This window comes from Nitrospirae bacterium YQR-1, assembly GCA_039908095.1.
Taxonomy (GTDB): domain Bacteria; phylum Nitrospirota; class Thermodesulfovibrionia; order Thermodesulfovibrionales; family Magnetobacteriaceae; genus Magnetomonas.
In genome coordinates, this window is the sequence record JAMOBJ010000008.1 from 1 (window position 1) to 19,083 (window position 19,083).

Consider the following 19,083-nt stretch of genomic DNA (forward strand, 5'->3'; position numbering starts at 1 on the left):
ACTGTGCCCCCTCTTTTTTCACACAAGTATGACACCTCTACTTATTTTTTTGAAGATGGGGTTTACTTGACGCTTACATTGCCCCGTTGTTGCATAAACAAATGTTATTGTGTTATAACAGCGAAGGCTGCGTTTTGATGGTTAACCCTGTTTAAGCAGCCACGTCCAACATTGTACGGCTCCTGTTGCAAGGACCGCACATGTGTGACTCAGGTAACCGGAGTGCTGGTGACTTATGTTATTGTTGGGGTGTTTTTATAAATGTTTACATGTTACCCATATTTTGGTGGTGTATGAGACTTAATCAGGGCAAAGAAGTCTGCGGTGCGGGTTCTTATGGCGCCCTTTTTTTAATTTAAAAGAAAAGGAGGATGACGTATCGGAAAAGTCCGGAGTTTTAATGTATAACGTGTAACAAAAGTCTCCATTTGGTTATGTTTGTGCAGTATATTAATTTGTACCATAAGTATCTGCACACCAACTCTTAAAGAGACAGAGAAAATCAGGAACCAGGAATTGGGAGGGTAAGAAATGGTAAGAAATGCCGTAGGGTTGAGCAGATTGCTTGTTTTTTTGTCGGTTTTTCTATGTTTAGGGATAATATCCACATTGGTAGTAAATGACGCCTCCGCCGCCGGTGCCGCCGACCTTGGCAAAAAGGTATTTGAAAGCCGTTGCGTAATCTGCCACGGTGCTAAGGGAGACGGTAAAGGATTGGTTGATGTCGTGCACCGTAATGAGAAAAAGGGTATGGTCTGGGCTGTGTTTCCAAGGGATTTTACCTCAGGAGTGTTTAAGTTCAGAACTACCCCGACAGGTTGTTTACCCACTGAGGAGGACCTTGTCAGGGTGATAAGCGGAGGAATTCCCAGAGCATATATGCCCTCATCGGCAGATCTCTCGAAAGAGGAATTGAAGGCCGTAACAGGGTATATAAAGACATTTTCCAAGCGTTGGAAGGAAGAAAAGGCGTGTAACAGCATACCCATTAAGAAGCCCTCTTTTGTAGGCACCCCTGACTCAGTTGCAAAGGGTGAGAAACTATGGGAGAATATGAAATGCTGGGAGTGCCATGGTAAAGAGGGTAAAGGTAACGGCACAAAGGCGGACAGCCTGAAGGATGACTGGGGCGATAAAGTTATACCCTTTGATTTTACATCGGGTGCAACAAAGATGGGTTTTGCTCCTGAGAATGTATATGCCGCTTATACCACAGGGCTTGACGGGACAGGTATGCCCTCTTATCAGGATTCTTTAAAAGAGGACGACAGATGGCATCTGGTTTCTTATACTTTAAAATTAATGGGAAGGCTTTAGATAGGAGGAGGTAGATATGTCTTTTGATAGAAGGAGCTTTCTTAAGTATTTGGGAGTGGCAGGGGCCTCTGTAGGCGCCGGTATTGTCGCCCTTGAAAACGTAACGAAAGGTAGCACCCAAAACAAGATTCTTGGCGCCACAGAGGCGCACGCAGAGACCAAGGGCGGCACTCAGAGCTATGAGGTAAAGCCCGGCGAGCTGGACTCTTATTATGGTTTCTGGAGCGGCGGACACTCCGGTGAGGTCAGAATTCTCGGACTGCCCTCAATGAGAGAACTCAAGAGAATACCTGTATTTAACATGGATGTGGGTTCGGGTTACGGCGTAACCAACGAAAGCAAGGCGCTGCTGCGCGGAAAGTTCTGCGGCGATACCCACCACGTTCACGGTTCATATAAAGACGGTATATATGATGGTAAGTATCTGTTTGTCAATGACAAACTCAACAACCGTGTAGCACGTATCAGGATGGACTACATGGAAGTGGATAAGATACTGGATGTTCCCAATGTTCAGGGAATGCACGGTCTGTTTACACAAAGAGCGCCTAAGACCGAGTGGCTGGTCTGCAACGGTGAGTTCCAGGTGCCGGTTCCAAATAATCCCGCCGATCCGCAGAGCAAGTACTACGGAGTGCACACAATAATTGACGCCGAGAAAATGGAAATTGTGTGTCAGGTTATGATAGACGAGAATATGGATTTGGCGGCAACCGACTATGCCGGAAAGTACTCCATGACTACGTCATATAACACGGAAAAAGGCGTCACGGTATCTGAAATGCTTGTTAACGACAACGACGCACTTTTTGTCTTTAACTGGGAAAGAATCCGCAAGGCCCTAAAGGACGGCAAGTTTACCACTGTTGGCGGTGTTAAGGTGATTGACGGCAGAGAGGGAAAATCCGACATCGTGCTACGCATTCCAATTCCTAAAAACCCTCACGGAGTAAATGTCACCCCGGACGGCAAGTATGCCGTATGCTCAGGGAAGGTTGCAACGGTTTGTTCCATTGTCGAAATAGCTAAGCTGGATGACGCCTTTAACGGAAAAATTAAGCCTAAAGACTGCATTGTTGCACAGCCACACATCGGTCTTGGCCCCTTACACACCACTTTTGACGGCAGAGGGAATGCCTACACCTCCGTGTTCATAGACAGCACCAACGTGAAGTGGAACATCCAGAAGGCTATAGATGCTGAGAAAGCAGGGGCGGAGGAAAAGAAGAAAAACGCCCACATCGTTGACGTTTTAGATATCCACTACCAGGTGGGGCACATAATGGCCTCAATGGCGGAGACAAAAGAGGCTGACGGTAAATGGCTCGTTTCTCTTAATAAGTTTGCCAAAGACAGGTTTCTAAATGTAGGCCCTGCTAAAAACGAGTGTGAACAGCTTATTGACATATCCGGAGAGAAACTTAAAATTGTTCATGACTCAGCCACCTACATTGAGCCTCATGACTGTATCATAGTAAGAAGAGACTTAGTGGAGAAAGTCGTAAAGGACAGATACAATATGTTTGAGCACCCTCTTGCAGTTACAAAGAGCGGTGTGGAGAGAAAAGGAAACAAGGTCACTGTAAAGCTCACGGCTAACGCTCCTGTTTATGGTTTGCAGGAGGTTAAAATCAAAAAAGGTGAGGAAGTTACAGTTATTGTCACCAACAATGATGAGATTTCCGACCTTGGACACGGCTTTGCACTGTCCAACTACAATATCAATTTTGTTGTAGCTCCCTTCCAAACTAAGTCGGTAACATTTAAGGCTGATAAACCGGGTGTTTACTGGGCATATTGCACGAATTTCTGCCATGCCCTCCATCTGGAGATGAGAATGAGGTTTATCGTAACTTAAAACAATTTGCATTAATCACTCTCAGGCGGCGGACACAGTGTCGCCTGAGAGCCATCAATTAATGAAAAAAAGGGGTTTAAATTGAAAGTCAGGTGGTTTAGCAAAACAACAACAATGACAGTGCTGTTAATATCTTTTTTATACACAGCAGCGTTTGCAGGAGCTGGAAGTTGGTCTTATTTCGAACACAGGTACAGTTCTAAACCGGAGGATGTGTTAAAGGCTGATAAGTTTGTACAAAAGGACCGCTTCCTGGAGGGGTATCTGGGTGGTAAACTTGTGGGTTATGTTATTAACTCAAAGGACTGGAGCTTAAAACATGTCGGATATTCCGGCAAGCACATTGAAACCCTTATTGGAATGGACACAGCTGGTAATCTTACAGGAGTTAAAGTACTATTCCACTCTGAACCTATTGTACTGATAGGACTCAAGGAAGAAAACTTTATCAATTTCATAACCCAGTACGTGGGCAAGAGTGCACTTAAGGGGTTATACCTTGGTAACGATGTTAAAATGGATGCTCTGACCGGAGCTACCGTTACGGCGGTAGTTGAAAACGCCATAATATTGGAAACGGCAAAGAAGGTTGCCTCGGCAGCCGGCTTGATTAAATACAGCGATAAAAAGGGTAAAAAAATCGGGAAAAACTATGAGGCTATGGGTTTTAGCGATATTGTGGCCTCAGGGGGCGTGAAAAACCTTGTCATAAATCCAAAAGACCTTGGGTTAGAGGGTAAGGAGGCATATTTGGATTTATATTTTGCAGTAGTGTCGGTACCTTCCATAGGTAAAAACATTTTGGGTGAGCGTGCTTTTAATGAACTGATGTCTGTGCTAAAGGAGGGGGAAACTCCTATTTTTATAGCAGCCCGGGGACAGGGCTCGTTTAAAGGCTCGGGGTTTGCCCGCGGCGGCGTTTTTGAGAGATTCAGCTTAGAGCAGCAGGACAGAACCTATGTGTTTAACGATAAGGACTACAGAATTCTGACTGAAATATCAGCTAAGGGGGCGCCTGAAATTAAAGAGGGCGGAGTGTTTATTATAAGAGCAAAGGACTTTGACCCCACAGCGGCTTTTAAATTGAAACTCATACTGACTTTCAGAGAAGGAGTGGCAAAGAAGTTTTACTCAACAGCTGTTGACTACGAGTTGCCGGAAAGGTTTATGGAGTGACGGACAGTCCGATGGAGGCGTCTCTGTGGAAATTTATCTGGGCACAAAAGACCGTTGAGATAACGTTTTTTGTGGCCGCAATTGCAGCAGTATCAGTGGTTTTTATTCTGAGAGACTATCTGACAAAAAGGCCCGCTGTTTTTAATATAGTACGCTATCTCATTTTAGCGGCCTCGTTTTTTTATGCAGGATTGTATTTAAAAGCCCAACCCACAACTACAAATATTGCCATTGCTATTAGTGCAGCCAAAGACGGCACATTTCCGTTGGAACTGTTTCTTATGGAGCCGTTTATTTTTCTGTCTTTTGTGTTTATAGGCATCAGCTCCATTATCTGGGGCAGGGGGGCTTACTGCGGATGGCTGTGTCCATATGGCGCCATGCTTGAGTTGCTAAACTCCATTACCCGCCGGATACCGCGGCTTAATCTCAAAGTCCCCGGCTCTGTGCACAAAGTGCTGTTGAAGCTAAAGTACATAATTCTTGCCGCTATACTTGGGGTTGCATGGTTTAACTTTATGCTCTCGGAGTTTCTGACAGAGGTGGAGCCGTTTAAAACCTTTGTGCTTAAACTCAACAGGCCGTGGTATTTTGTTGCGTACTTCATTGTGCTTACTATTGCATCAGTTATTATTTATCGTGCTTTTTGCCGATACCTTTGCCCATTGGGGGCTGCTATATCAATTCCTGCATTTTTAAAATTTTTGACGGTAAGCAAACTTAAAAGAAGAACTTTGTGCGGCAGTTGCAGGGTATGTGCGAAGTTATGCTATAGTGCCGCAATAAGCAGCTCAGGCGCCATTAATTACTCCGAGTGTATGCACTGCTTTGACTGCCAGGTGCTCTACTGGGACCAACACAAGTGCACTGAACTTATAGGTAAAAAGAAGTGAAACTGAGAAGTTTTTTGTCAGCGGTTACAGTTTTTATTTTGGCGGCATTAGCATTTTCCGTTACGACGGAGGCTGCTGTTTTGAAAGTAGGAGAGGGAGGCTTTAAGACGATTAACGATGCGTTAAGTAAGGCAAAGCCCGGGGATACAATAGAGGTCAACGGCGGCACATATGCCGAGACACTTAAATTAAAAAAGAAAATACATATAAAGGGAATAAATAACCCGGTTATAACTTCAAAAGGCGGAAATATTATAGATATAACCAGCTCAGGCGTAACCTTTGAGGGTTTTAAGATTATTTATGAGGGAAAACACGTAGGGGATGATGTGGCCGTCCTTATCCATAATGATTCACTGGCGATAAGGATACAGAACAATGTTTTTAAAAATGTTATGTTTGGGATAAAGGTTGTGTCAAGTTTGGATGCTGCAATTGTTGACAATACGATAGAGGGAATAAATGATAAGGATGAAATAAACAGGGGAACATGTATAACCGCGGTGGGCACATTGAATCTTGAAGTAAGCGGAAATAAGATTACAAACTGTCGGGACGGAATCTACATGGAAGTCTCCCACTATGCTACAATAACCGGCAATGAGATAACAAAGTCACGTTATGGCATCCATACTATGTGGGTTGATTCGGGTACCTTTAACGACAACACTGTCATTGACAACCTCGTGGGTATGGCCATTATGTACACCAAGCATTCAAGGATAAGCGGAAATATTGCCGTTGGAAACAAGACTCACGGCTTTTTAATAAATCAAACTATACGAAGCGAGATAAATGAAAATGTTTCTATCGGTAACACAAAAGGGATTTTTCTGTACAATTCCATAGAAAATGAGGTAAAATCAAACCTTGTAATGAACAATAATCTTGGCATACACAGTTGGGGCGGCTCAGAGGAAAACAGGATAACCGGCAATTCGATAATTGACAACGAGGTGCAGGTTAAGTATGTAGCTGCAACAGATCAGCGCTGGGACGGTAACTACTGGAGCGATTACCTTGGCTGGGACATGTCAGGGAAAGGCTCAGGTGACATGCCTTATGAGTCAAACACAGTGGTTGACCATATTTTTTGGCGGTATCCCATGGCAAAACTACTATACAGCAGCCCTGCCCTGCATGTTTTAAAAATTATAGAAAAACAATTTCCTGTATTGAAAGTCCCTAAGGTGACAGACATTGCTCCCTCGATGGTGCCTTTTCATAAAGACTGGAAAACACTAAGGACAAAGTATGAAAACTATCAACCTGCCCATTACCCCGTTGACATAGAGAAACTCTCCATTTCAGGAGGCATGTATTGAAAATTAGCTTTAATGAAGTAACAAAGCGTTATGGAGAGGTCACGGCTCTGGATAGCATTACGCTTGAGATAGTGCAGGGTGAGACATTTGGCCTTGTGGGACCAAACGGCTCCGGTAAGTCAACACTGATGAAACTGCTGCTTGGTATCATAAAGCCGACTATGGGCGGCGTGTTATTTGACGGCGTATCACCGGATGAAAAAGGCTGGACGGAACTTAGAAAACAGATCGGGTATATGCCTGAACGGGTGTCGTTCTATGACAACCTGACAGGAATTGAAACGCTTGAGCACTTTGCCCGTATAAAGGGTGGAAGTGTAAACAATATCAAAGATGTGCTTGCAAAGGTGCTCTCTGAGGAGGCGCTCAACAGAAAGGTGGGGGGATACTCTAAGGGGATGAGACAGCGGATTAATCTTGCTCAGGCACTTCTTAATAACCCTGCCCTGCTGGTGCTGGATGAACCCACATCGGGGCTTGACCCCGTAGGGGTGCGGCAACTATACGGAATACTTGATGAATTAAAAAGAACAAGGGATGTGACTATAGTGCTCTCCTCCCATATATTGGCTGAGATTGAGGAAAAGGTTCAAAGAGTGGGGATAATGAAAGAGGGAAACATTAAAGCAACCGGAACACTTGAAGAGCTCTACAGGGGTTTTAATCTGCCTCTTAGGTTGGTTATCATACTAAGTGGCGGCAATCAGAGCTTTGTAGAGCAGTTGAGAGCCGAGGGGCTGGAAAATGTTGTTGTCAGAGACGCTACATTGACTGCCGATTTGCCCAGGGATAAAAAAATGGGGATTCTCAGTTATGTTTTAGAGCATAAGGACTCATTTGCAGATTTCTCAGTGCGTGAGCCCAGCCTTGAGGAGGTATTCTTTGGTATTCACTGATGCTTTGAAAGCCATGGCCGTTAAGGAGCTTTCAGATAAGTTAAAAAGCAAATGGGTTATTGTTATAACCTTGTTGTTTGCTCTTTTCACTTTGATAATTGCCTATTTTGGTTCGGTATCATCGGGGGTTGTTTCATTTATGAATATGAGCGCTACCATTGCAAGCCTCACAAGCCTTGCCGTGTATTTTATTCCGATTCTGTCACTGACTCTGGGCGGGGGCATTATCGCAGATGAACGGGACAGGCAAACGCTTGATTTGTATCTGGCCTCGCCAATTTCGGTTTTTGAATTTTTGGCTGGAAAATTTCTGGGTCTTGCCGTCTCTTTGGCTATCCCTATAGTTGTAGGGTTTTGTCTGCCCGGCCTTATGCTTATTTTTAAAGCCGGTTCCGGGGCGCTTCCAGGGTTTTTGATGTTTGTGCTTAATTCCATGTTTTTGGGAATTATGTTTTTAAGTATTTCGTTTCTTGTATCGGTGGTTATCGCAGAGAGAAGCAAATCCATAGCATTCACTGTTTTTTTGTGGCTTTTGTTTACTATCCTTTACGATTTGGCCCTTGTGGGAGTGTTGATTGTTACAAAGGGGGTGCTTAGCCCTAAAATATTTTCTCTCCTGCTTGTGCTTAATCCGGTGGATGTCTATAGAATACTTAATTTTCTCACAATAGGGCAGTACTCGATAATCCTGGGGCTTGCCTCTGTTGACCTTCCGGGGTTTATGAACAGGTATATTTTATGGGTGGTTAATTTCCTCTGGATTATTATACCGTTGTGGATTAGCTATTTTGTTTTCAAAAAGAAGTATCTAACTTAAGCATATAAAAGGAGGGGTTTTTTTATGCGTATCAAGACATGGATTTTGATGTTTACCGGTTTAGCATTGGCGGTGGGCACTGTGGCCTATGGGTATGACAGCGTTGACGTTAAAAACGGTGCAACCATAAAGGGAGTTATAAAAAACAGCGGCGGTACACCACCCGATGAGGTTATAACAGTGACGGCGGATGAGCCGGTCTGCGGTAAGACGATTAATGCTGAAAAATATTTAATTTCAGATTCAAAAGTAAAGAATGTTGTTGTCTTTGTCACAGATGTAAAAAAGGGGAAAACGGTACCTAAGAAAAACGTGGAAATTACAATAGATAAATGTAAGGTATTACCGCATGTTTCGGTAGGCTATGCCGGTAACGAGTACATTATTAAAAATAATGATCCCATTTTACACACGGTTCAGTTGAAACAGGGCCTTGCTTACCAAAAAGAGGCCTCAAGACGGCCGCTTGAGGACGGTTCCACTATTTTAAACCTTGCATTCCCCACACAAGGCATGGAACTTAAAAAACCGATATTGGATTTTCATAAGTTTACAAAAGATACAGGCTATGTACGCGTTAAGTCTAATTCCCATCCGTGGTTAAGGGGCATCGTGTTTGTCTTTGATCATCCATACACAGCGCTTTCCAACGAAAAAGGAGAGTATGAGATAACCGGACTGATGCCGGGAAAATACACTTTGAGATTTTGGCATGAGGGGCTTGGTGAGGTGGAAAAAACCGTGGTGGTATCAGAGGGGGAAACTAAGACACTTGATGTTGACTTAAGCGATAAAGCCAAAGCTCAGACTGATTCTCAGGATAAAGCATCACAGGCAGGTTCTAAAATAAAGTTTAAGGAAACCGTTTACAACTTTGGTACTGTGCAAAGAGGTGACAGCATAACCCATGCGTTTAAATTTGAAAATATGGGAACGGATGCTTTAGTTATTAAAAACGTGGTGCCTGCATGAAAGCGCTGTACTAAAGCTTCCGCCGGTTCGGTGGAAATAAAACCTGGTGAGGCATCGGAAGTGAAAGTTACCATACTGTTTGACGGCCTGCCGGGTGCCGCCAAAAAGACGGTTGAGGTGTGGAGCAATGACTCAGACACAGGGATGGTTACTTTAGTCATTGAAGGAATTATCACAGACAATGGTACAATGACCGGTGGGAATAGATAATTGTGGCAGAGATAAACAGAAGAGAGTTTGTGATGGGTGCTCTGGGGGCGGCGGGGATTGTGTTGTTAAGCAGACTGCCGGCCTTTGGAAAAACCATTGATGACAGAGCTGTAAAGAGCGTTTCCTTACGGGTAACGTGCAGGACTGAGTTTTTAATGTCTGTAAAAAAAGAAAAAGTTTGTATATGGATGCCAGTACCGCAAAATGACATGTGGCAAAGTGTTACGGGCTTTGAGTTTAGCTCTGCACTGAAACATAAGTATTACGGGGATGAAACAAGTGCATTTAAGCTGCTTTATCTGGAGTCAACAGGCGTCAAAAAGGGGCTTTCGCTTACTATGAAGTACAATCTGAAAAGGCGGGCCTGCAGCGCCGCCGCCGATAGCGGCAGGACCCCGAAAGACTTCCTTAAACCATCGGAGTGGGAAAAAATCAATGACAAGGTAGCGGCTTTTACCGGCCATCTTGCCGGTGGACAAAATGACCCTGTTAAAGCAGCACGTATTTTTTATGATGCCGTAATTGACAGGATTAATTATGTGCACGAGGCTTGTACCCGCGGCGTTAGTGTGATGGCTTTTGAAGACAAAGCAGGTCGTAGTGATGACTATAATGCACTTTTCAGAACTATGATGATTCACAGGGGGATACCCACTGTGTGGGAGCAGGGAATAGCGCTGCCGTTGCCGTCAGAGACGAAAAATGAAGGAAAAGTGGAGGCCGACTGTATAAACGCCCACAGTTGGGTTAGTTTTTTTGCGGCAGATAATAAATGGTACCCGGTTGACCTGACACTGGGAAAGACAAGGCCGGAACTCAGGGACTATTGTTTTGGAAATCTTCCTCCCAACAGAATAAAAATATCTGTGGGGCGTGAAATTACCCTGACACCGCCTCAAAAAGAGATACTCAATACTTTTGCCTACACATATGTGGAGTCAAACGGCATTCCTTTGATCTACGGCCACCATTACAGAAATGTTATTAACTATGAGCTGGTTGGTATGGAAATATAAATGGTTATCGGAATAAAAAAAATTCTTTCATCAATAATTGTTTTTATGGTAATATGTGTTGCTGTTGCTTATGCGTCAGAGGGTGTAAAGGAGGGAGAACCTCCACCCACGTTTATAATGATTGATGAAAACGGTAAGGAGTTTGATATAAAGAAACTGATGGACAAGCCGGCAATAATGTACTTTACTCACAACAACTGCCATTATTGTACACAGATTGTGGCTTTTTTGAAGCGCGCTCAGAGTAAGTACGGTAAGGATAAACTTAGTATTATGGGAATAAACATAATGGCGCGGGATGCCACCCTTGTTAAGGCCTACAAGAGGGATTTGGGTTTTACCTTTCCCATGTTTGCCGGCAACAGGGCTGATGTGCTCACTGCGTATAAAATTAACTATGTGCCGGTGATTGTTTTTATAAATTCTAAAGGGCTGGTAAGTAAAGTTGTTGGACATTACATACATGAAAATGTGCTTCAGGAATATATAGAGGAGATTATGAACAGATAAAGTATTTTTAATGTCAAAATCTTGATTTTCAAGATAGGTGAGAAAATTTTAACGGTAAATGTGGAGGTAAAGTAAATGAAAAAATTAGTAGCTGTGTTTTGTATGATGGTTTTTCTTTGTGTAAGCGCTGTTGCGTTTGCGGCTGATAAGTATGAGGTGGTGGATGTAAAGGATGGTGGCAGCATTAAAGGTACAGTGAAAACCTCAGGTGCTCCTAAGGACCCTGTACTGGATATCAACAAGGACACAGAGTACTGCGGCAAATCACACCCTGCCGGGATGTATTTAGTAGGCGGCGGCGGCGAGGTTAAAAACGCTATCGTAGTAATAGAGGATATAACCAAAGGAAAGGCCGTACCTAAGACCGACACCGTTGTTGATAACAAAAAATGTGCCTTTGAGCCATTGGTAAGTGTTGCATATATGGGACAGAAGTATATATTGAAAAATAGTGACGCCATATTCCACAACACATCACTTGGATTAATTCTTGGTGAGGGCAAGAAAAGAACCGTTTATAATTTAGCTCTGCCTAACAAAGACCAGACAATAGAGAAGCCGGTAAAAGTAGCGGGTCTTCAGAATGTCTCCTGTGACGCCCATGCCTGGATGCGTGCATTTGTCTATTCTTCACCGCACCCGTACATAGCAATCACTGACGACAAGGGAGGTTTCGAGATAAAGGACATTCCTGCCGGCAAGTATAAAGTGAAGTTCTGGCATGAGGGATTCGGCGAGGCTGTAAAGGATGTAGAGGTAAAGGCAGGGGCGGCCTCAACACTTGATCATTCATTCGCAAAAAAATAACTAAAAGTTAAATATAAAGGGTTCACCCGAAAAGGGTGAGCCCTGTTGTTTTTTTTTTGAATAATGATTGAGTGCAGACTAATAAATACATAGGGAGATGATTATGGCAGACGTTAGCCCATCTAAAAGCCTGATAAAAGGTGTTATAAAGCTAACATTGTTTTTGGGCATAGGTTTTGCTGTACTTTTTATCTTAAACAAGGTTTTGTCGGCGCCCACGGAAGATGGTTACAGATTTTTCCCTGTAATCGGAAGCCGAGTTTGGGTATGGATAATAGCACAGCTCCACATTAATTTTGCGGCGTTTGTATTGGGTGTTCCGATTTTTGCTGTTTCAATGGAGTTCTTAAGCTGGAGGCGTAACGATGAAAGGCTGGATAGAATCGCCTATGATTTTACTAAGCTCTTTACGCTGGCCTACACGCTGACGGCGGCGGCAGGTACGGTACTGATGATAAGTTTGCCCGTGTTGTACCCGAACTTTATAGGGCATTTGATGAAGATACTTGGCCAAACATGGTGGGTCTATGTTGTTGCTATGTATGTTGAAACCCTTGTTTGCTACTATTACTATTATTCATGGAAGCAGATGAAAGGCGGCAAAAAGGGAGCACACGTTGCAATAGGTGGTGTTCTTAACATTATGGGACTAGTCATGCTGCTTATAACAAGCTCGTGGGTTGGGTATATGACAACCCCTGCGGGAGTAAGCGAGACCGGAGAGCTCGTAAACAGGTGGCAGGCGATTAAGACGTATATGTGGATTCCACTGTCGCTTCACAGGCTTTTTGCCAATGTGGTTTTTGGCGCAGGTATAGCGGCGGCTTATGCAGCTTACAGATTTATAACTGCTGAAAATGATGAACAAAAGGCATATTACGACTGGATGGGTTACACATCCGCCATGATTTCTATAGGTTTTTCATTAATTCTGCCGGGAATCGGTTATTTATTGGGCGTTGAAATTTACACTTTTAACGAACAGATGGGAATTCAGCTTATGGGTGGTTTTTTTGCATGGTTGTGGGTTATGCAGGCAATACTCATAGGCGCAATACTAATGTTTGTGAACTACTACCTGTGGATTTCACTAAATAAAATGCCGGGTGGTGACAGGTATTTTAAATACGTAAAGTATCTGTTTATAGTAAACCTGCTTGGTTACGCCGTGTGGCTTACGCCTCACAGCATAGCGCTGAGCCTGGAAGAGGCAAGACGCATGGGTGCATACCACCCTGTCCTTGGCAGTCTTGGCGTTATGGCTGCTAAAAACACGGCTGTTGTTGTATCTTATCTGGCCACGTTTTTGAGTTTTTCAATTTTTAAGATAAGCAACAAAGAGCCTGTGGTAAGTTGGGCTAAAACAGGACATATTATGAGAGCACTTGTGATAATTATTTCAACTGTCGTTACAATAGCCATAGGTATTTACAGCTACATGGTGACATCGGCGGTAAGAGTTAAGGTTCTGTCTCCAATCCAGTTCGGAGTATTTTTCATTGCCATAATACTTCTCTTCGTGATTGATTCGATGATGTATAAAGGGGCTAAAATCATCGGTGAGCCTAAGTGGGGCAAGATGCCTGAACGATCGCAGTATGCGCTTATAGGGATAACCGTTACTTTTACATGGCTTATGGCAATGATGGGGTATATGAGAAGCGGAGGCCGCCAGTTCTGGCATGTTTACGGAATTCTTAAAGACACAAGTCCTGACGCTTTTTTGCCGACACACGGCTACGCTGCTGTTATCTGCTCAGTGGTTACAGTGTTGTTTTATGGCTTGATAGGGCTGCTGTTTTGGAGCATTATGAAACTTGAAAAGATGGCGGAGAAAGGGAGGGCTCAAACATGAAAGGCGGTGTGCTGAAGTTATTGATAGCAGTGGTAGGCCTCAATGTGTTTTTTGCCTATATAGGTTTATATTTTTTACCCCAGTCTGAGTCACGTCCTCCTAAGGAGTCAAAGATAGAGAAGGGTATCTCCCAGGAAGACCTGATAGCAGTGGGAGAACAGATAGTTTTTGGTAAAGGACAGTGCATGGTCTGCCATCCGGTAAAAACAGAGGTTGGAATGCGTGCCCCTGCAATATCCACAATAGGTGCTGAAATGGACAAGAGCGCCAAAGAAAGAAATATGAAATTTGACTCTTATGTGTTTGAGGCATTGGTTAACCCGGCTGAATATATTCAGAAGGGATTTGAAAACATGATGCCGTCAATCCATAAGCCTCCTACCTCGCTGACTGAGGGCGAGTTGATTGCAGTGTCTGCATATTTACAGAGCAAGGGAGCCAAGGTTGACCTGTCCTATCCTGAATCGGTCCCTGTGCTGCAAGCAGAAATTGACAAAGAAGCCAAAAAAGGAGGTAAATAATAGGAATGCTGAAAATTTATCCTATAATTGCTGCCATTGGGCTTTTAATAACGGTGGTTTCTGTTTTTAAGAAATCTCCATTTTTTAATTTCCTTGGTTTGCTTACACTTATCTATGGCCTCTTGAAAAGCGCAGGGCTTTTTATGCCGCCTTTTCCGGGACAGGTTATAACAATGTACATGGCAATGTCGGTGTTTTCACTGTTTATTTATTTCTCGATTCAAGAAAAGACCTTTGAGGCTTTTCTTGAGCCGATGAGGGCTGTTTTGGCCGATGACAATAAATTAATTCTGAGAATACTGATTGTGTTTATCGCTATCCCTGTATTTGCCGGGTATATCACTTATGAAAAGGTGAAACCCAACTATGAGCCTCCCGTATCTGCAAGGATAGTGCACCCGGAGCCGGTCTCCTCGATAGAGTTCAGGGGAAAACCCATTACCATTATCGGGCTTGAAAATCCGCTGAGAAAGGATACGGCCAATTTTGAAAAGAATTTTGAGGCAGGCAAGAAAATCTATTATCAGAACTGTTTTTATTGCCACGGTGACGATCTTGACGGCAGAGGACACCTTTCGCAGGGCTATAACCCGGTACCGCTTCCTTTCAGAGGGACTGACACTATAGCGCAGTTGCCTGAGTCCTTTGTGTTTTGGCGTGTAGCTAAGGGCTGGAGAGGATTACCTTCCGGCAGCGGCCCGTGGAATTCCTCGATGCCTTCTTTTGAGGATTTCCTTACGGAAGATGAAATCTGGCAGGTTATAATATTCATTTATGAAGCCACGGGCAATAAGCCGAGAAGTTAACTAACACAGAGGAGTTGAAAAATGAAGAGAATTCTTTTAACGATACTACTGACTGTGGTTTTATGCTCGGCGTGGTATTCACCTGCAGGGGCTGATGACAGTCAGGGCAAGAAACTTTATAATGGATGGTGCGCGCAGTGCCACGGTTATGATGGGGATGCAAAATCTTACACTGATAAATTTTCAGTGCCAAAGCCCAGAGATTTTACAATGGGTACTTATAAATTCAGATCAACTCCATCCGGGGATCCTCCGACTGATGCAGATATCACAAAAGTTGTAAGAGACGGCAACCCTGGTACTTCTATGCCGCCATGGGACAGATTTACAGACGATGAGGTAAAAGCCATTGTTGCTCACGTTAAGACATTTGCCCCTGATGCTTTTAAGGATGCCGGTAAGCCTATAACTATAGGGACACCTCCTAAGGCCAGCGCTGATTTGATAGCAAAGGGCAAAGAGCTGTTTAACAAAGCAAAGTGTGTTGAGTGCCACGGCACGGCAGGGCGCGGCAATGGAGAGAAGGGCTGGCAGGATAATTTCAAAAACGATTGGGGCGATTCGATAATGCCTGCCGACTACACCCATCCGTGGGAATTAAGAAACGGTTCAGCGGTGGAGGACATTTACAGAACAATATCGGTAGGACTAAGCGGCACGCCTATGACCTCCTATATGGATTCTCTTAAGGATGAGGACAGGTGGGCATTGGCCGTGTTTATAAAGTCTTTACAACAACAGAGAAAGCTGGGCGTGGCGTTAAAGGTCAAAAAAGCCGCCTCGATACCGGCAAAAGCAGATGACCCGGCATGGGACAGTGTTGAGTTTATGGACTTGCCGATGGGTGGGCAGCTTATGTTTGAGCCACGTGATTTTACTCCTCTTATCACAAATGTTCGCGTAAGAGGGCTCTATACTGACAAGGAGCTTGCCTTTATGGTGGAGTGGAGCGATAAAAAACCCAACAATGGCTCAGATGGTAAACCTGCTGATTCTATTTGGATACAGTTTCCGGTAAAGGTTACAGAGGCTGTGGAAAAACCCTATTTCTTTATGGGAGACAAAAAACATCCGGTGTTTTTATGGAACTGGAAAGCTTCCGCAGCTGGCGACGTTGTTGAGCAGATTGCTAAGGGAAATGAAAATGTTGAGGATTTACCAAAAAAGGATGTTACAGTTATTACAAGTTACAACGACGGCCTCTATAGGGTGGTCTATAAGAGAGCGTTGAAAACAGGTGGTAAAGATGACTTTGAGGTTATCCCCGGCAAGTTTGTACCGTTTTCTATAGCGGCCTTTGACGGCCAAAATGGGGAGAGCGGTATTAAGGGTGCAGTTTCAGCATGGTATTACCTTATGCTTGAACCTTCAACTCCTTTAAAGGTATATGTGCTTCCGCCGCTTGTTGCGCTTTTTGTTCTTGTTGGCGGTGTTTCGCTTAGCAGGAGTTTAAAGTCTAAAAAATAATGGCAGGCTTAAGGGGTATCAGTCATTGGGCTTTAGCCTTGTTATTTTTAGTTATAGTTGGTTGCTCTAAAGGGGAGGATACAAAGTATCCTCCCCTTTCATTGGACAGAAGCAGTGTGTGCAGTGTGTGCGGCATGATACTTCTGGATTTCCCCGGCCCCAAGGCACAAATGATTTATACAAATAACCGCAATGATTTCTTTTGCGGCACGTTGGATTTATTTACATTTTATCTACAGCCGGACAGCCCCAAAAATATAGCTGCAATCTATGTTAATGACATGGGCAAAGAGGACTGGAATAAGCCCACAGGGCACTGGATTGATGCAAGGAGCGCTTTACTGGTATATGGGGGAGAGGTAAGGGGCGCTATGGGAGACGTGCTGGTGCCATTTTCTGTAGAATCACAGGCAAATGATTACATAAAGAAATACCGCGGTAAATTAGTTGGTTTTAATGACGTCAATATGGATATGTTACGCCCTTTTATGTCAGGGCATCATAAGAAATAGTACAAGTGCCCTCAGGCCGGTTGGTACAGCATTTTGGAGCTTGCCACCTCGTTCCTCTTTTGACTGCAACCCTGTAAGAGTTTTCATTTGAGAAAATAAAAAAAGTGACTTTGTTTAAATAAATATGCTATTATCAAAAGCAAATATGACAGCGACTCTGTAGCATCACGGATGCAGTAAAAAAAAGCACAGTATTTTTGAAAAATGTTAAACGTCATCCGTTAGGATTTTACAGCGGCAACTACAAGGGTTGATAACTTTCTTAAATGCAGTCGGGCAATGGCCCTGTGCAACGGAGCTGTGTGAACCCCGTCAGGTCCGGAAGGGAGCAGCGGTAAGCGCTTGCTGCGTGTGCCACAGTAAGTCTTTGCCCGGTTGCATTGAGGAAAGATTGTTCACCTCATAATCTCTGTTGACGGAGCGTGTTTTTTTGGCTTATATAGTTTTAGCAAGGAAATGGAGACCCCAATCGTTTGATGACTTAACAGGTCAGGAAACTGTAGCTAAGATACTCAGAAATGCACTGGCCGAAAAAAGGGTTGCTCATGCTTACCTCTTTTCCGGTCCAAGAGGTGTGGGGAAAACCACAACAGCGAGGATTTTTGCTAAAGCCCTCAACTGTGAACGTGGCCCTACCCCTGAGCCGTGCCTTAAATGCCCACAGTGCCTCTCTGTTGCAGGGGGCTCATTTCTCGATGTTATCGAAATAGACGGTGCTTCCAACACCGGTGTTGATGACGCCCGGGATATCAGGGAAAAAGTAAAATACACTCCCTCATCCGGCAAATACAAGGTTTACATAATTGATGAGGTGCATATGCTTTCGGTACAGGCTTTTAATGCACTTCTTAAAACTCTTGAGGAACCTCCCCCTCATGCCGTCTTTATTATGGCAACCACATCTCCGCAAAAGGTCATACCCACTGTGCTGTCCCGTTGTCAGCATTTACAGTTCAAACGAATACCGTCTGAGAAAATCATAGAGAGAATTACACATATTACTACAACAGAAGGCTTCAGCATTACAGCAGAGGCGGCAAATTTATTGGCAAAGGCCGCTGACGGCAGCATGAGAGATGCACTGACGCTGCTTGACCAGATTGTTTCCATCTCCCCGGAAATTACACAATCCAGCGTGAACACTCTCCTTGGGCTCGTTAACATTAATGTTGTAAAAGATGTTTTTGAAAGTCTGTTTACAGGAGATAGAAAGGCAATCCTTCAGTGGGTTGATTATCTCTATGAAAATGGCTACGATTTAAAGATATTTCTCAGAAATCTTATTGATTACACAAGGGATGTGCTGGTCTCACTTTATGTAAATCCTCAGGATAACCCACACCGTAAGCTGTGTTCTGAGGAGCTGGTGGTTGTGCTTCTTAGTGAGCTTGTTAAGGCGGATGGATTATTAAAAACAGCATTTTCAACGCGCATAGTGCTTGAGATGTTTTTAATAAAGGCGAGTTTTTTGTCCGATCTCAAGCCCATTGCCGGATTGATTGAAGAGTTTAAATCTATGAGTGCAAAAGGTGCAGACAACGCACCCCCTGCAGGGCAAACACAACCAGATACACTGAAAAGGGAAAAACTAAATCACGAAGATAAAAAAACAGTTGAAATTGAGAAGACTGAAAGTAAAGTACCACAGATGGAAGATATAGTTGAAAGTGTGGAAAATAAAACAGAAACTGCATCGGCGCTAAGCGTGGAGCCGGCAGGGGATATACCGGCAAAGCCTGAGACTGTGGTAAGTTTGTGGGAAAAATTGCTTGATGTTATAAGTGATGAAAACTCTCCTCTGTGGTCAAGACTAAAAGAAGCGGCGGCGGAGGTGACTGAAGACAAGGTTACGTTGTCCTACGGGGCCGGCCTGGATATACATAAGCAGCCAATTTTAAAACATGTCACTTATATAGAGGGGATTTTAGAGAAATTGTCCGGCAATAAATATAAGTTAATATTTAAGGAAGGCAAAAAAGTGGATAAACCGAAACCGGACTTAAAGCAGGCTGCACTTTCAGACCCCAGAGTAAAAGAGGCGATGGATCTTTTTGACGCTACCTTTGTAAAAGTGGAGCCGAGGGAAAAGGCTGGAAAATAGAATAAATAAACACACGGAGGAATG

At 43.8% G+C, this 19,083-nt stretch carries 17 protein-coding genes and 1 other RNA gene; all 18 read left to right on the top strand.

The genetic code is table 11. The features are described 5' to 3' along the window. Positions 1 to 531 precede the first annotated feature (531 nt). Positions 532 to 1,317, top strand: coding sequence for a c-type cytochrome (locus tag H7844_05880; GenBank protein ID MEO5356812.1), 786 nt, complete (start codon positions 532 to 534; stop codon positions 1,315 to 1,317). A 16-nt stretch (positions 1,318 to 1,333) separates the two neighbouring features. Next, complete coding sequence (gene nosZ, locus H7844_05885) at positions 1,334 to 3,175, top strand: TAT-dependent nitrous-oxide reductase (GenBank protein MEO5356813.1); 1,842 nt, start codon at positions 1,334 to 1,336, stop codon at positions 3,173 to 3,175. Positions 3,176 to 3,256: 81 nt separating this feature from the next. After that, positions 3,257 to 4,351 carry a hypothetical protein gene (locus tag H7844_05890; protein ID MEO5356814.1) on the top strand — a complete coding sequence of 365 codons (1,095 nt, stop codon included), beginning with the start codon at positions 3,257 to 3,259 and terminating at the stop codon, positions 4,349 to 4,351. Further along, entirely contained in the window at positions 4,348 to 5,244 is an 897-nt protein-coding gene (locus tag H7844_05895) for a 4Fe-4S binding protein (protein MEO5356815.1), read from the top strand. The genes H7844_05890 and H7844_05895 overlap by 4 nt, the downstream gene beginning before the upstream one ends. Before the next feature lie 14 nt (positions 5,245 to 5,258). Then, positions 5,259 to 6,569: a nitrous oxide reductase family maturation protein NosD gene (nosD, locus tag H7844_05900; GenBank protein ID MEO5356816.1), complete on the top strand. Its 1,311-nt coding sequence runs from the start codon at positions 5,259 to 5,261 to the stop codon at positions 6,567 to 6,569. Further along, complete coding sequence (locus H7844_05905; protein ID MEO5356817.1) at positions 6,566 to 7,465, top strand: ABC transporter ATP-binding protein; 900 nt, start codon at positions 6,566 to 6,568, stop codon at positions 7,463 to 7,465. The genes nosD and H7844_05905 overlap by 4 nt, the downstream gene beginning before the upstream one ends. Beyond that, entirely contained in the window at positions 7,452 to 8,282 is an 831-nt protein-coding gene (locus H7844_05910; GenBank protein MEO5356818.1) for an ABC transporter permease, read from the top strand. Before H7844_05905 ends, H7844_05910 begins: the two co-directional genes overlap by 14 nt. A 513-nt stretch (positions 8,283 to 8,795) precedes the next feature. Further along, positions 8,796 to 9,464 (top strand): DUF1573 domain-containing protein, encoded by a 669-nt coding sequence (locus tag H7844_05915; protein ID MEO5356819.1) that lies wholly within the window; start codon positions 8,796 to 8,798, stop codon positions 9,462 to 9,464. 2 nt (positions 9,465 to 9,466) lie between these two features. After that, the gene (locus H7844_05920; protein MEO5356820.1) at positions 9,467 to 10,480 is read left to right on the top strand and encodes a transglutaminase-like domain-containing protein; all 1,014 of its coding nucleotides are present in this window, start codon (positions 9,467 to 9,469) and stop codon (positions 10,478 to 10,480) included. Then, the gene (locus H7844_05925) at positions 10,481 to 10,990 is read left to right on the top strand and encodes a TlpA family protein disulfide reductase (GenBank protein ID MEO5356821.1); all 510 of its coding nucleotides are present in this window, start codon (positions 10,481 to 10,483) and stop codon (positions 10,988 to 10,990) included. Between the two features lie 75 nt (positions 10,991 to 11,065). After that, on the top strand, positions 11,066 to 11,797 hold the full coding sequence (locus tag H7844_05930; GenBank protein ID MEO5356822.1) for a carboxypeptidase regulatory-like domain-containing protein: 732 nt from the start codon (positions 11,066 to 11,068) through the stop codon (positions 11,795 to 11,797). 103 nt (positions 11,798 to 11,900) lie between these two features. Further along, positions 11,901 to 13,652, top strand: a complete 1,752-nt coding sequence (locus H7844_05935; GenBank protein MEO5356823.1) for a cytochrome ubiquinol oxidase subunit I — start codon at positions 11,901 to 11,903, stop codon at positions 13,650 to 13,652. Then, positions 13,649 to 14,173: a cytochrome c gene (locus tag H7844_05940; protein ID MEO5356824.1), complete on the top strand. Its 525-nt coding sequence runs from the start codon at positions 13,649 to 13,651 to the stop codon at positions 14,171 to 14,173. Before H7844_05935 ends, H7844_05940 begins: the two co-directional genes overlap by 4 nt. Before the next feature lie 5 nt (positions 14,174 to 14,178). Then, on the top strand, positions 14,179 to 14,979 hold the full coding sequence (locus H7844_05945) for a cytochrome c (GenBank protein ID MEO5356825.1): 801 nt from the start codon (positions 14,179 to 14,181) through the stop codon (positions 14,977 to 14,979). Positions 14,980 to 15,000: 21 nt separating this feature from the next. Further along, a complete protein-coding gene (locus H7844_05950) occupies positions 15,001 to 16,446 on the top strand; it encodes a c-type cytochrome (GenBank protein ID MEO5356826.1) in 1,446 nt (481 codons plus the stop codon). Positions 16,447 to 16,580: 134 nt separating this feature from the next. Further along, positions 16,581 to 16,958 carry a nitrous oxide reductase accessory protein NosL gene (locus tag H7844_05955; GenBank protein MEO5356827.1) on the top strand — a complete coding sequence of 126 codons (378 nt, stop codon included), beginning with the start codon at positions 16,581 to 16,583 and terminating at the stop codon, positions 16,956 to 16,958. Between the two features lie 276 nt (positions 16,959 to 17,234). After that, an RNA gene (gene ffs / locus H7844_05960) (signal recognition particle sRNA small type) lies at positions 17,235 to 17,332 on the top strand. 56 nt (positions 17,333 to 17,388) lie between these two features. Next, positions 17,389 to 19,059 (top strand): DNA polymerase III subunit gamma/tau, encoded by a 1,671-nt coding sequence (gene dnaX, locus H7844_05965; protein MEO5356828.1) that lies wholly within the window; start codon positions 17,389 to 17,391, stop codon positions 19,057 to 19,059. The last annotated feature ends 24 nt before the right edge of the window (positions 19,060 to 19,083 follow it).

What these genes read in the sequence shown, in the direction of transcription:
- H7844_05880 (MEO5356812.1), top strand. Translation starts at nt 532, where the DNA reads ATGGTAAGAAATGCCGTAGGGTTGAGCAGATTGCTTGTTTTTTTGTCG.
- nosZ (MEO5356813.1), top strand. Translation starts at nt 1,334, where the DNA reads ATGTCTTTTGATAGAAGGAGCTTTCTTAAGTATTTGGGAGTGGCAGGG.
- H7844_05925 (MEO5356821.1), top strand. Translation starts at nt 10,481, where the DNA reads ATGGTTATCGGAATAAAAAAAATTCTTTCATCAATAATTGTTTTTATG.
- H7844_05930 (MEO5356822.1), top strand. Translation starts at nt 11,066, where the DNA reads ATGAAAAAATTAGTAGCTGTGTTTTGTATGATGGTTTTTCTTTGTGTA.
- H7844_05935 (MEO5356823.1), top strand. Translation starts at nt 11,901, where the DNA reads ATGGCAGACGTTAGCCCATCTAAAAGCCTGATAAAAGGTGTTATAAAG.
- H7844_05940 (MEO5356824.1), top strand. Translation starts at nt 13,649, where the DNA reads ATGAAAGGCGGTGTGCTGAAGTTATTGATAGCAGTGGTAGGCCTCAAT.
- H7844_05945 (MEO5356825.1), top strand. Translation starts at nt 14,179, where the DNA reads ATGCTGAAAATTTATCCTATAATTGCTGCCATTGGGCTTTTAATAACG.
- H7844_05950 (MEO5356826.1), top strand. Translation starts at nt 15,001, where the DNA reads ATGAAGAGAATTCTTTTAACGATACTACTGACTGTGGTTTTATGCTCG.
- H7844_05955 (MEO5356827.1), top strand. Translation starts at nt 16,581, where the DNA reads ATGATACTTCTGGATTTCCCCGGCCCCAAGGCACAAATGATTTATACA.